The sequence below is a fragment of the Cryptosporangium japonicum genome, assembly GCF_039524755.1.
Classification (GTDB): Bacteria; Actinomycetota; Actinomycetes; order Mycobacteriales; family Cryptosporangiaceae; genus Cryptosporangium; species Cryptosporangium japonicum.
Genome location: NZ_BAAAGX010000003.1, coordinates 114,883 through 128,109 on the forward strand (window position 1 = coordinate 114,883; position 13,227 = coordinate 128,109).

Below are 13,227 nucleotides of genomic sequence, written 5' to 3' on the forward strand. Positions count from 1 at the left end.
ACCCGAACAGCGCCGCGCGTCTCCGGCCGGGATGGCGCTACGGCTTCCGTCGACGAGCAATCCGACATGGTCCGCGCGGTCAAACGACACCAGGCCGGGTTCCGGCACTCCGACGTCAACGTCCAGCCTTCCGCCACCCTCGGCGAGGTCAGCGCGCTGCTGGCCGCCTCCGAGCGCGACGCCGCGTGCTGCGGCGGGACTACGAGCTGCACAAGAAGTCCCGCGACGAGTCCATCGACGACCAGAACAGTTCACGGTCGGCGCCGGGGTCAACACCCGCGAGCGGATCCCGGCGCTGGTGGAGGCCGGCGCGGATCTCCTGTGCATCGACTCTCCGACGGCTACTCCGTCTGGCCGAAACGGCGACGGCTTCCGGTATCTGGCCGGCGCGGGCGCGGATTTCGTCAAGGTCGGGATCGGCGGAGGTTCGATCGGCATTCCCCGCGGACAGAAAGGCATCGGCCACCGCGGTCGAGGTCAGCCACCAGTCGTTCCTGCGGAACGGCGCCGAGGTCCGCCTCCGCGACCGCCTGACCGACGGCAACTGATCGATCCGCCCGGGAGGCAGCCGATGGCGATCAGCGACGAGATCCTCTCCCGGACTCTCTCGGCCTACGTCGCCGGCCACCCGGATGAGGCCGGCCCGCTGTCCGAACCGATGGAGCTGCTCCGGCGGGGCCGGGGCTTCGCCTCGCATGACCTACCCGATGCACGCCACCGCCGGCGCACTGCTGGTCCGTGGTCAGGCCGAGGTCGGTCTGGTGCCGGCACGGCCCGAGATACCGGAACCCGCCCACTTCCATCTCGATTTCGGCTACTCGTTCACCACTAGGCGCGGCGACATCGGCCGCTTCCAGGAGTCCGAGCTGAGCGGCGCAGGCTGGTACCGCCTGGCGGAGGCGGAGGCTCTCGTCGGGCCTCGGGTCGCCCGCGCTCGTTGACCCCCAGAGCGGGGAGGCAGGGCCAGACGCCGCACGGCACCTGTCGCCGCCACGGTCGTGGTCGTCGGGATCGTGGCCCCGAGCCCTCGCGACCGCCGCGTCTCCGGGGCGGAAATTCTGTATGGACCTGTCCATACAGAATCACTAGCCTGACTCGTGTGGCGCGCACCCCCGGCTTCGATCGTGATCAGGCCCTCGGCTCCCTCGTGCGCCAGTTCTGGCGTCACGGCTACCGGGGCACCAGCACCGAAGACCTGTGCACCACCGCGGCGCTCGGGCGGAGCAGCCTGTACAACACGTTCGGCACGAAGGACGTGGTCTACTCCGAGTGCCTGTCGGCGTACCTGGCCGACGCGAGCACCGGTTTCGAGGCCGTGCTGGGCGCCCCGGGGCTCAGCGCCTTCGACAAGGTCGCCGCGCTGCTGGAAGGCACCGTCGAGCAGGAGTCGCGGCGGCAGGCCGACGGCGAGCCGACCGGGTGCCTGGCCGTCAACACACTGGTGGAACTAGCCGGGGACCCCGCCCACGCGCCGGTCGTCGACCAGGTGAACCGGGACACCCGGGCGCGTTTGGCGGCGCTGGCCACGTGCATCCGGCTGGGGCAGGCGACCGGCGAGATCAACGCCGCCCTCGACGCGTCCGCGTACGCCGAGTTCGTCAACGCGACCATCGTCGGCATCCGGGTCGCCTCTCGTGGTGGGGCCGGCGCGGACACCCTGCGCGCGATCGCCGCCTGCGCCCTGCGCAGCCTCGCCTGACCGCGGCGCGCTGTCTTAATTCTGTACAGGTCGTCCCAGAAAGGTGCCCGGTCCGTGCCCCGATCGATCTACGTCCTCGCCGCGGGGATCTTCGCGATGGTCACCAGCGAATTCGTCGTCGCCGGGCTGATGCCGCAGCTCAGCGCCGGTTTGGACACCGGCATCGCACAGATCGGCTACCTCGTCACGGTGTTCGCCGTGTCGATGGCGGTGGGCGGGCCGGTGCTGGTGCTGCGGCTGCGACGGGTGGCGCCGAAGCGCGCCCTGCTGATCGTGCTGACGATCTTCTTCGCCGGCAACCTCCTGGCCGCGCTCGCGCCCACGTACTGGACGATGATCGTCGCCCGGATCGTCACCGGGGCCGCGTCGCAGGCCTTCTTCGGCATCGCGATCTCCCTGTGCGTGCGAGCGGTCGCCCCCGAGGTCCGCGGCCGGGCGGTCGGCGTCGTCATGACCGGCCTGATGGTCGGCACACTTCTCGGGCTCCCCTTCGCTACCGTCGTGGGCGAGCGTTTCGGCTGGCGGGCGGCGTTCTGGGCGATCGCGGTGCTCACCGCGATCGCCGGGGTGCTGACGATCGAGTTCGTACCGGATCCGGACGCCGCCCCGGAGTCGGGCGCCGCGGGTGCGTCGGTGTTCCGCCGCCCGCGTCTGATCCTCGCCCTGGTGTCGAGCACGCTCATCATCGGCGCGACGTTCTCCGCCTTCAGCTTCGTCGCCCCGATCCTCACCGGGGTCACCGGCTTCGCCCCGGGGACGGTGCCGTTGCTCCTGCTGGCTTACGGCGCGGCGACGGTGATCGGCAACTTCGTCGTGGGCCGGCTGGCCGACCGGCGGACGATCCCGACGCTGCTGGTCGGTACCGCGTTGAACGCCGTCTTCCTGGCCGGCCTGGCGGTGTTCACCGGCAGCAAGCCGCTCGCACTGGGGTTCCTGCTGGGCGTCGGGCTGGTGGGGGTGACGATGAACCCGGCCATGGTGACGAGGGTGCACCGGGCCGGGAACACCGGGCCGCTCGTCAACACGGTGCATTCGTCGTTCATCACGACCGGCATCGTGCTCGGCTCGGCGATCGGCGCGTCGGTCATCGACGGCTTCGGCCTGCGGGCACCGCTGGTCGTCGGCGTCATCCTGGCCGTGCTGGCGGTCGCGACGATCCTTCCGGAGATCAGGGTGGGGACCGCCGCGCGTCGACCCGAACACCATCCGGCCACTCGGCATTTCTGCCAATACCGCCCAAAGGGAGCGGTCACGTGTAATGGAGCCGCCAGGCGCGTTGGTGGGATCAGCGACGAGGAGGAACCGTGAAGGCAGTCGTCTACGAAGGGCCGCGGAAGGTCGGTGTCACTGACGTGCTGGACGCGAGGATCGAGCGGCCGACCGACGTCCTGGTACGGATCACCTCGTCGAACATCTGCGGCTCGGACCTGCACCTGTACGAGGGCCGCACCGATTTCGAACCGGGCCGCCACCGTCCGGGCATTACGCCGCAACCTGGTCGAGGATCTGATCGCGGGCACCGACGAGCACAGCGCGTACGCCCGGGCCGCGGCGAACACCGCCTGGGCGCGACGCTGGGCGTGCGCGGGTGAGCAGTCGGCGAGCTGCGGCGACGCTGGTCTCCGTGTCGTCGTGCGGCCGGTGCGTGACCGGTGCGTGCGCCCCGGGCTTGTGCGCACCGGCCGGCGGCGGACCGTCCCTCCGGCCGGTCCGGGTGTGCTCGCGCTGCTTGGAGGAGCCGAGCGTCACTCCGCTTTCGCTGGGACTCCTGTCCTCCGCGCGTGCCTCGCGGGCGAGTGCGCGCCGTTTGCGGTTGTCGCCTTCCATTTCTTTGGCCATGACCGCGCCTTCCCCGCGCCTGGACTCTCATTCGCGGCGGCGCGAACTTTGTCGAAGAAGCCGGTCAGCGAGGCCCCCTTCCGCCTCGCTGACCGGCCGTCGCGGAGCACTCCGTGCTCAGGGCTTGAGCACGACCTTCTCGCACTCGTCCTGCTTGTTCTTGAACATCTCGAAGCCGCGTTCGGCCTCGTCGAGCGGCAGCGTGTGGGTGATGATCCGGGTCGGGTCGATCTCGCCGCGCTCGATGCGCGCCAGCAGCGGCTTCATGTAGCGCTGCACGTGGCACTGCCCGGTCCGCAGGGTCAGGGATCGGTTCATCCAGGCACCGGCGGGGAACTTGTCGAGGAAGCCGCCGTAGACGCCGATCACCGAGACCACGCCGCCGCTGCGGCACGACAGGATCGCCTGGCGCAGCGCGTGCGGGCGTTCGGTCTCCGACCGCACGGCCTGCTTCACCCGGTCGTAGGCGCCGATGTGGGCGCTGCCGTGGGTGGCCTCCAGGCCGACCGCGTCGATGCACTTGTCGGGTCCTCGGCCACCGGTCAGCTCCAACAGCCGGGAGCGGACGTCGACCTCGTCGAAATTCACCGGGATGTGGCCCGCACTCGCGGCCATCTCCAGCCGGTAGGGCTCCTTGTCGATCGCGATGACCTTCGCGGCGCCGAGCACCCGGGCGCTGTCCATCGCGAACTGGCCGACCGGACCGGCGCCCCACACCGCGACCACGTCGCTGGGCTGGATATCGCACATCTCGGCGCCCATGTAGCCGGTGGGCAGGATGTCGGACAGGAACAGGACCTGTTCGTCGCTCAGATCCGATTCGATCTTCAGCGGGCCGACGTCGGCGAACGGTACCCGCGCGTACTGGGCCTGACCGCCCGCGAAGCCACCGGTCAGATGCGAGTAGCCGAAGATCCCCGCCACCGGGTGGCCGAACATCTTCTCCGCGATGCCGGCGTTCGGGTTGGTGTTCTCGCAGCACGAGTACAGCTCGGCGGCGCACGCGGCACACGCGCCGCAGGCGATCGGGAACGGCACGACGACCCGGTCGCCGACCCGCAGCTTCTCCGCGGGGACGCCGGACCCGACCTCGACCACCTCCCCCATGAACTCGTGGCCCATGACGTCGCCGTCCTGCATGGTGGGCACGTATCCGTCGACCAGGTGCAGGTCGGAGCCGCAGATCGCGGTGGAGGTGATCCGCACGATCGCGTCGCGCTGGTTCAGGATCTTCGGGTCCGGTACGTCACGGACCTTGACCTTGTTGCGGCCGGCCCAGGTGTTCGCCCTCATGCGTCCGCTCCCTTCGCGAGTTCCTCGTCCGACAACGGTTGGGCCGGACGCTGCGGGAACTCCTTGCGGGCCCGCTTGCCCCACGGGGCACCGTCGGACCGGACCACCTCGCCGGTCTCCAGGACCTGCTTGAGCCGGCGCAGGTCGTCGTCGAGCTGCTGGTGCGGCTCCTCGCCGAAGTACTTGGCGACCGCCTTGCCGACCGTGCCGCCCGGGATGTCGTACGTGAGGGCGACGTGGACCTCGGTGCTCTCACCGTCCGGAGCGGGTACGAACCGGACCGTGCCGGAGTTCGGCACGTCCGCGTCCCCGGTCGAGCGCCAGGCGATCTTCTCCCCCGACGTCTCGTCGACGATCTCGGCGTCCCACTCGACGTTCTTGCCGAACGGGGCGCCGGCGGTCCAATGGCTCGTCCGGCCGCCCGTGGTGCGCACCTCCTCCAGGTGCGCCATGAACGTCGGGAGGTTCTCCAGAGCGCGCCAGAACGTGTACACCTCCGGCGCGGATTTGCGAATGGTGGTCGTCGCTGTCAATTCCATAGCGTTCCCTTTCCTCCTCGTGGCTTGCACTGCCGTCAGGACGTCCACCACGGTGATCCCGACGATCGCCCCGGTGACGCCCAGCAGGCGCCGCCGGCGACGGCCGCCGCGGTGAGCGATGGCCACACCCAGTGCGGTCAGATCCATCGCGTCGCCCAGCACCCGGGTCCAGGCCCAGGCACCCTTGCGCCGGCTCGTCAAGAGCCCGGCCGCGTGGACCAGTTCCCGCGCCCCGACCAGGGGGACCACCACCCGGGACGTCGGGGAGTCGTCCACGCCGCTGATCCGGCGCACCGCGTTCGGCGCCACCAGCTGGGCCACGCCCAGGCCGAGGCTCATCCAGCCGAGGCCGCGGCCGCGCCGCTGCACCGGGTCCGGCCTGGTCTCTGCTGCCTCTCGGATTTCCAGTCGAGTCACGGATAGCCTCCGATATCGGATTGCACCCGGCCGGGCGTCCCGGTCCGCGGCGGCCTGAAGCACGCCAAGTGACGTGCGGCTTCCCCGCGTGAAATCGCCTAAACCGATAGATCTGACTAGCGAGTGTCCTGTAAGTAGTTGAGCTGCGGCTTTTGGTATTGGTGTGGCGTGGTGGGTCGTGGAGAGCTGACTGATCGGGCGTGGGCGGGGATCGAGCCGTTGTTACCGACGTCGGGTCGAGGGCGTCGGTGGCGTGATCACCGGCAGGTCATCAACGCGATTCTGTGGAAGCTGCGGACCGGTGCTCCGTGGCGTGACCTGCCCGAACGCTACGGGCCGTGGAAGACCGCGCATGAGCGGTTGCGGTTGTGGACCGCGGACGGCACTTGGCAGAAGATCCTCGATCACGTGATCGTCAAACGATGCGGTCGGTGAGGTGGAGTGGATCATCAGCGTCGACTCCTCGGTGGTCCGGGCCCACCAGCACGCCGCTGGGGCCCGCAAAAGGGGGCTGCGGGACCGAGTCGGGCCGCGGGATCGACGTCGAAGCTTTCAGCGTCGAGAGTGAAGGGCTCGGGCGGTCCCGCGGCGGGTTGAGCACCCAGATTCATCTGGCCGTCGACGGGCGTGGTCTGCCGATGCGGATCCTGCTCACGCCCGGTCAGGCCGGTGACAATCCGCAGTTGCTGCCGTTGAACGAGCCGACCAGACCGCCCGGCGGGCGGCCAAAGGCAGAGCCGGTGGCCGGCCGCCGGCCTTCGACCGGATCCGCTACCAGCAGCGCAACGTCGTCGAACGCTGCTTCAACCGGCTCAAGCAGTTCCGCGACCTGGCCACCCGCTACGCCAAACGGATGGCCTACTAACAGTCAGAACTCGTCATCGCCGCGATCGTGCTCTGGCTCCGATGACTTACAGGACACTCGCTAGTGCGTCCGACGCCTCGCGCCCGGCCGTCCCGCTCCCGAGCGTCGCCGCTGAATGACCAGCCAGGCGATTCCGGCACCGGAGATCAGCGCCAAGCTGACCCATTCCAGAACGGAGAACAGACGGATCCATCCCGTCTCGCAGCGAATGCTCTCCTGCGTGCCTGAAACCCGACCACTATGGACCTTCCGGTCGGCTGACCGCCGCCGGAGCCGGAGTACCACCGGGTTCAGTCGTCGCGCTCGTCCTGCCAGCCGTCGGGTTCGGGGTGGTAGCCGTACGCGGCCGCCCGAACCGTCTCCTCGTCCTCCAGCCCGGATCCGATCGCGCCACCGACGGTGGCAGCGAGCTGATGAGCCAGGCGAGCGTCACGTAGTCGGTGAGGTCGACCGGCCGCTGCCGGGTCTGTTCCAGCACGGAGGTGTCGATAAACAGTGCCGCGGCGAGCACCGTTCCGGCGAACAGCAGCAGGTAGGAGAGGGTGGTGGCCAGGGCGAGGGTGAGGACTGTCCCCTGGTTGAACAACCGGGCCAGCTCAGCCGAGGTGTCCCGGTCGGGTTTCTCCCACAGGTCGTGCGCGACGATCAACCAGGTCACCAACGCGGTCAGCCCGAGAAGCATGATCACGGTGAGCCGGAGTGGGCCGAGAGCCTCACCCAGCCGCCAGACGCTGGAGTTGGTCAGCGCGATCGCGGCCGAGCCGAACGCGCCGACGAGCAGCTTGGACAGGCCCAGGAGAGCGCGCCCCGGGCGGTTGGCCCGGACCATCCCGATCAGCAGCCGAGCCCGACCGGCCCGAGCGGTTCACGATCCAGGCGGTGCCCACGCTGATCCTGACGCGCGACGGCACGGTGGTGACCCGCCGTGCCGGCGCCGCACCCACCTCGGCCTTCGCAGCAGCTGGCTGAACAAGGCGTTTTCCCCGAGCCGGGCGTCTCCTCCCGGGCCGGCCCGCGCGACGCCCTCGACGCGCTGTGAGATCGGGCTGAGCACTGACCTCCAGCGCGAACGGCGTTGGGTGTGGTCCCTCCGCGGCGATCGATCGCCTCCCAAAAACGATCTTTCGGACACAGCCCTACTATCTTACGCTAGTGAGGAGCTGCAGCACGTCAGAGCATGACCTGCTCGGGCGGGGCGACGAGAGGGCAGACGTGGAAACCACTGAAGGGTCCGCCGATGTTTCGTCGAGCGAAGACCGGCCTGCTGTGAGGGCGAAGATCGTCGGCCTGGAGCGAGTTAAGGAGACCGGAACCAGCCAGGACCCGACCAGCCCGAACCCGGACCCTGTGCTGCCTCCATCGATCGAGGTCGGTCCATGGACGTACGGGTCAGCCTGAGCCTCGTGTGCGTGGAGGTCTAGGTCTCTGGAGGGCAGTCGGCCACGGGCCAGAGATCGACCTCGATTTCCCTCTTGAGTTCCCTAGAGTTCCTGCCAGACGTAGAGTCGCGCGGCCAGCTGGGTCGACACACCGAGCGCTTCCGGTGACGTGGTGAGGCCGAGGTCGTCCCACACCGGGAATCCACAGAAGTAGTCGCTCATCAATCTCAGCACGCCGGGCCCGCCATGGGGTCAGTCGACCTCCGCGTCGACCGGTCTTGGCGCTTTCGGCGTTCTTCCGCGCTCAGCGGCCGGGTGGGTCGCAGGTTCCACCAACGAATCCCGGCCAGAACCCCTCCGAGCAGACCGAACGTCGCCACGATGATGCCGGCGCGGATGAGCTGGGTCTTCGCGGCGAGGCTCTTCATCGAGGCTCCCTGAGCTTCCGAGCGACCTACGCCGCCGGTCTCATCGGCCGATACGGCACCGACCTGAACGCCCGGCTGAGGCCTTCCGATCGTCGCCGCGGCGCGGATATCAGAGCGCGTGCTCATGCGGTGAGGCCGCCGCGGAGTCGACCGCCCGGAGCAGGGCTTCCCACCGGGCGTCCGCGTCGGCCTCGGTCGACGGGTAGTGGCTCCCCCGGACGACAACCGTCGACCATCCCTGCCCGGTCGCGAACGCGGCGGACGCCGCGGATGGGACGCGTTCGTCGTCAGCGGGAATCAGCGCGGTGACCCGCGTCGTGCAGGCCCGGACCCGGGCGTCCCCGTCGGCGGCGGCAGCGAACCCCGGCCCGAACCGATCTCTCGCCCACTGCGCGAACCGGGTGTCGCCCCGAGCATGGTGATCAAGATGGCGGCGCAGTTCGAGGATCGGCGACAGAGCGACGACACCACAGGCCCGGATGCGATCGGCGATCTGCGTGGCCAACCAGGCACCGAAGCTGACCCCGAGCACGACAACACAGCGGTACGGACGTCGCGTGCGAAGCCGCTCGACCGCGGCGACCGTCGTGGAGGCCGCCTCGCCCCAGTCGTTCCAGGCCGACTGCTGCAGCTCCGGGCCGAAACCGCGGGATCCGGGGAAGTTGACCAGCGCGAGGTCGAACCCGCCGTCCAGCAGGGATCGGTACGCGCCGCCGTACCGGAGGTCGTCCCACTCGTGGCTGTCCGGGCCGCCGTGCAGGGCAACCAGCAGTCGGTCGGCGGCGTCTCCTGAGCGCACGTGGACGCAGGGCAGGCCTTCGACGATCTCCGGACACACCCGGTAGGCGGGCCGGGGGCCGGCGATCCCGGCGAAGCGGGCGGCGCCGCAGCGCCAGGTGGAGCCGGACGCCAGCCCGGTGACCCGGATCGCCGGGTGGTGCTCTCCCAGGTCGAAGAGCTGGGCGGTGCCGGGGACCGGCTCGACGTCGCCGTCGAGCGAGCAGACGCCGTAGCCGTGTTCGCGGTGGAGACAGACGGCGTCCAGTCCGTCCGCGGACACCGTGACCTGCACGGGCGACCAGCCGGACGGCGCGCGCAGCCGATGCGCGCCGGTCGGTGTGACGAGGTCGAAAGCCCGCTCGCCCTTGGGGTCGGAGGACACGACGAACCGGTCACCGCTGACGCTGACGACGGCCCCCTCGCCGCCGGTGGACGTTTCGGGGCCCAGGATCGTGTAGCGCGTTCCGTCGTCGGCGAGGACGACCGGGCCCGACAGAACGGCGTGCACGGTCGCGCCGGGCGGCAGGTCGGCGTCGAGCGTCCGCCCGGTCCGCAGGCAGACGAGGCGGACGCCGGGTCCGGTCGACGACGTGACCACCGCGAACCGGGTCCGCTCCGGCCCGGGCACGACGCCGTCCACGGAACACCCGTCGTCGATGCCGGCCGGGTGGCTCGTCGCGGGTCCACGCGTCAGGCTCGGGCCGGGGGCGAGCAGGTGGTTGCGTACGGACAGCGCGCCGCCGGCGATCTCCAGGTCGAGGATCCTCCCGTCGCCCGGGACGAGGAACGGCGCCGCGAGATGGTCGATCGCCATCTCGGTGTAACGCGGCGCTCCGGCGTGGAGCGTGCCGCTCACGTCGTTGAAGTACCAGAGCTCACCGGCGACGCAGGCGACCGGCGTCAGGTGGTCCTCCCCGAAGATCGTCTCAATGGGCAACGGAGGCCACCAGGGTCCGGGGCCGGAGCAGGGTGGGGAGCAGCACCGCGTTCAGCAGCGTGGCGAGCCCCGCGATCGTCACCAGCCCGGTCGGGCCGATGACCGCCCAGAGCGTCCCCCCGGCCGCGCCGCCGAGCGCGTCACCGATCAGGAAGGCGGTCTGGGAGATGCCGAACACCAAGCCGACCGCGTTCGCCGGGATCACCGCGTACTGAACGGTCTCCTCGGCCGTGATCGCCACCGCGACGAACCCCGCACGCAGGACGAGAAGGACGGCGACGACGACGACCGAGAAGCCGATCGCCAGGCCGACGGCGAGCGTCAGCACGCCGGTCGTCGCCTCCGCGACCAGGAAGAGCCCGAACGGCCGCTCCCGGGTCCCGCGATGGGTGAGTACGGCGGTGACCCCGATCTGAGCTGCGCTCATGGCCGCGACGAGCACGGCGACACCCGCCTCCGGCAGGCCGCTCCGGACGAGGATCACCGGCAGGTACGGCGTCACGAGGCTGACGTAGAAGCCGGACAGGACCCCGATGACGGCGAGCTTGGCCGAGAGGACCTGGTACTGCTGCCGGGAAGGTGGGGCGTCGGCCTCCACCACGGCCGGTGGCAACGCGCGCGTCGGCGCCGCCGACGTCAGCCACACGACGCCGGCCACCACGAGAAGCGGCGCGATCAGCAGTGCCCCCCGGGTGCCGCTGTCGCCGTGCGGCGCGAACGCAAAGATTCCGGCCGCTCCGAGCGTTCCGGCGAACACCCCGATCTGGTTGCCCAGGTTCCGGGCGCCGACGACGCGAGGAATCTCGGAGTCGCTCAGCCGGGACCGGATCCAGGGCCGAATTCCGACGAGCGCCATCGACGCCCCGGCACCGGCCAGAGCGGAGAATGCGACCGAGGGGCCGACGTCGGTGAAGATCCGGCCCGCGATACCGACGGCGTACGCGCCGGCGCCGAGTCGTACGGCGTTCAGGCCACCGATCCGGTCCGCGACGGCTCCCCAGGCGAATGCGAACCCTCCGACGACCGCCATCACGGCGTACCCGACGCCGAACGCCACCAGCGCGTCAGCCCGGGCGAAGTGCAGGGGCTGGGCGATCTTCGACATCCACATACCGGACGCGAACAAGACCGAAAAGACGCCCAGTTGGACGCGGAGGTCGAGCGGTTGCCTCATGCAGGGGCCAACACGGCACGGTTCTCGCGGAGCGTCGTCGAGTCCGGCAGGCGCTTCAACGCCGACGTCAGCGTCTCGACCGCGAGTTCGTCGTCTCCGCGGCGCAGGTGCACCTCGGCGAGCAGCGACGCGTACCGCTCGAACTCCGAATCGGCGAGACGGTCGGTGGGCACGGAGTCGAGCGCCGCCGACGCCTTCTCGACCTCCTCCGCGAGGATCCAGTAGTAGGCGGCGTCGATACGCACCGGTCGGTGGGCGGGGTCCAGAGCGGCGGCGCGTTCATAGGCGGCCGCGGCGTCCGCGAAGTGCTCGGACTCGCCGAGATACAGGCCGAGCAGGGTCCACGCCACCGGGAGAGTCCGGTCGAGGTCGATGGCGGTGCGGCAGGCGGCCACGGCCTCGTCGTACCGGTCGGCAGCCGCCAGGCACTTCGCCGACTCGAGGTGGTATTCGGGCATGAACGGGTCGACGTCGAGCAGACGCTGATAGGTCGCGATCGCGTCGTCGATCCGGCCGAGCTGTTTGTGACACTGCGCCAGGTTGTAGATCAGAACCGATCGATGAATCGCGACCTTCTCGCCGGTCTGCGTCAAGCGGCCGATTCCGTTCTCCAGGAGAGCGAGCGCCTCGTCCACCTCGCCGCGGCGGTACAGGACCAGCGCGTAGCCGTTGCGATTGAACACCTCGTCGAACACCATGGTGTCCTCCGCCCGCGTGGCCGGATCCAGTCGCTGAATGATCGCGTAGGCGGAATCGAGGATCCGCGCGCATTCGTCCAGATCCCGGAGCCCGTCGGGATGATGTCTGGCGTAGAGCATCGATTTCCCGTACAGCGCTCGGATCTCGTCGACATCGTCGCCGTCGGCGGCCCATTTGTCGTAGTAAAATTGCGCGTTCTCGGATTCGTTGAGCATGGCGAAGCTGAGCGCGAGCAGGTTCCAGACCCGCGCCGACGGTTCGACCGCGGCGAGCCGACGCCCGAGATTCACGCCCGTCCAGGCATCGCCGACGTTCACGTACTCGAACGCGGACCTCCACACCAGATCCGCCTCCGCTCGGATCCGGCGTTCGTGCACCGCGTCGAGAAGCCGGGTCTCCGCCGCCGACGGGGACGCGGGAACCGCTCCGGTCGGCTCCTCGGTGTACGTCACCGTCCAGCCGGCGACGGCGGCGGCCAACTGCAGAAACGCACGGCTCGGCGTGTCGATCGCCGAGCAGTTACCGATCCGAATCGTGACCGGACCGTGCGTGGACGCGATCAACTCGCTGACTTTGACGTGGTGCCGGTCCGCCCGCCGCTGCTGGAAGAACCGGATCTGCTCGGCCGACGTCGCCGCATCGGTCAGGCTGATCGCGCCGGCGCGCACGAACGCGGCGAGCTGATCGTCCAGCGGATAAAAGAGGCGAAGGCTCGGCGTGATCAGCGGGTCGCGGTTGTCCGGGGTCAATCCGAAGTACTGAAGAATCTGTTTCACGACGCCGAAGGAGACCGGCGAAGAATGTGGAGCGTCGAAATCCGTCATCACCGCGTCCCGTGGAGTCGTCACCCGCGCGTGTCGACGAGGGGGCGCCGATTCGACGCCCCCTCGGACCGCTCTGCTAGAGAGTCTTGCCGCCGTAGAGAACGGCGAAGTCGACTTTCTCTTCCTTGGGCTTCTTCACCGTGAGCCGCATGGGACCCCTCCTTTTTCACCCGGTACGGGACGTTTCGTCCCCATCGACGAGTGAAAGCTACGAGGCGCAGGTTGTCAACGGAGTACCGGGCCGGCGTGCGACACCCTCTTCACCGACCCGTTCGCATTCATGCTGACTGCGACAACGCCCGATGACATCGCCGCGGCTGGGGCGGGCATCCGGCTGCGGATCGTTCACGCCCG

At 69.6% G+C, this 13,227-nt stretch carries 10 protein-coding genes and 3 pseudogenes; 6 read left to right on the top strand and 7 right to left on the bottom strand.

The features are described 5' to 3' along the window. Positions 1 to 364 precede the first annotated feature (364 nt). From ABD437_RS42950 to ABD437_RS02420, 5 genes and pseudogenes are all read left to right on the top strand, one after another. A pseudogene (locus tag ABD437_RS42950) lies at positions 365 to 481 on the top strand (IMP dehydrogenase); the annotation flags it as partial. 214 nt (positions 482 to 695) lie between these two features. Next, a complete protein-coding gene (locus ABD437_RS02405) occupies positions 696 to 941 on the top strand; it encodes an NUDIX hydrolase (protein ID WP_344647187.1) in 246 nt (81 codons plus the stop codon). Between the two features lie 158 nt (positions 942 to 1,099). Next, positions 1,100 to 1,699 carry a TetR/AcrR family transcriptional regulator gene (locus tag ABD437_RS02410; RefSeq protein WP_344647054.1) on the top strand — a complete coding sequence of 200 codons (600 nt, stop codon included), beginning with the start codon at positions 1,100 to 1,102 and terminating at the stop codon, positions 1,697 to 1,699. Positions 1,700 to 1,753: 54 nt separating this feature from the next. Then, the gene (locus tag ABD437_RS02415) at positions 1,754 to 3,007 is read left to right on the top strand and encodes an MFS transporter (protein WP_344647055.1); all 1,254 of its coding nucleotides are present in this window, start codon (positions 1,754 to 1,756) and stop codon (positions 3,005 to 3,007) included. After that, positions 3,004 to 3,168 (top strand): annotated as a pseudogene (locus ABD437_RS02420) (aldehyde dehydrogenase); the annotation flags it as partial. The gene ABD437_RS02415 and the pseudogene ABD437_RS02420, both read left to right, overlap by 4 nt. A gap of 487 nt (positions 3,169 to 3,655) precedes the next feature. Here ABD437_RS02420 and ABD437_RS02425 read toward each other — a convergent pair. Together ABD437_RS02425 and ABD437_RS02430 are read right to left on the bottom strand one after the other, a co-directional pair. After that, positions 3,656 to 4,831 carry a zinc-dependent alcohol dehydrogenase gene (locus ABD437_RS02425; RefSeq protein WP_344647056.1) on the bottom strand — a complete coding sequence of 392 codons (1,176 nt, stop codon included), beginning with the start codon at positions 4,829 to 4,831 and terminating at the stop codon, positions 3,656 to 3,658. Continuing rightward, complete coding sequence (locus ABD437_RS02430) at positions 4,828 to 5,787, bottom strand: SRPBCC family protein (protein ID WP_344647057.1); 960 nt, start codon at positions 5,785 to 5,787, stop codon at positions 4,828 to 4,830. The genes ABD437_RS02425 and ABD437_RS02430 overlap by 4 nt, the downstream gene beginning before the upstream one ends. A 168-nt stretch (positions 5,788 to 5,955) precedes the next feature. Here ABD437_RS02430 and ABD437_RS02435 point away from each other — a divergent pair. Further along, positions 5,956 to 6,652: pseudogene (locus ABD437_RS02435) on the top strand (IS5 family transposase). 238 nt (positions 6,653 to 6,890) lie between these two features. On the opposite strand, the gene ABD437_RS02440 reads toward ABD437_RS02435, so the two are convergent. The 5 genes from ABD437_RS02440 to ABD437_RS02460 form a co-directional block, all read right to left on the bottom strand. Next, positions 6,891 to 7,481 (bottom strand): hypothetical protein, encoded by a 591-nt coding sequence (locus tag ABD437_RS02440; protein ID WP_344647058.1) that lies wholly within the window; start codon positions 7,479 to 7,481, stop codon positions 6,891 to 6,893. Positions 7,482 to 8,258: 777 nt separating this feature from the next. Then, the gene (locus tag ABD437_RS02445; protein ID WP_344647059.1) at positions 8,259 to 8,459 is read right to left on the bottom strand and encodes a hypothetical protein; all 201 of its coding nucleotides are present in this window, start codon (positions 8,457 to 8,459) and stop codon (positions 8,259 to 8,261) included. A gap of 109 nt (positions 8,460 to 8,568) precedes the next feature. Beyond that, a complete protein-coding gene (locus ABD437_RS02450) occupies positions 8,569 to 10,176 on the bottom strand; it encodes an alpha/beta fold hydrolase (RefSeq protein WP_344647060.1) in 1,608 nt (535 codons plus the stop codon). Then, entirely contained in the window at positions 10,166 to 11,281 is a 1,116-nt protein-coding gene (locus ABD437_RS02455) for an MFS transporter (RefSeq protein WP_344647061.1), read from the bottom strand. The genes ABD437_RS02450 and ABD437_RS02455 overlap by 11 nt, the downstream gene beginning before the upstream one ends. A 65-nt stretch (positions 11,282 to 11,346) precedes the next feature. Continuing rightward, entirely contained in the window at positions 11,347 to 12,825 is a 1,479-nt protein-coding gene (locus ABD437_RS02460; RefSeq protein ID WP_344647062.1) for a tetratricopeptide repeat protein, read from the bottom strand. Positions 12,826 to 13,227 lie beyond the last annotated feature (402 nt).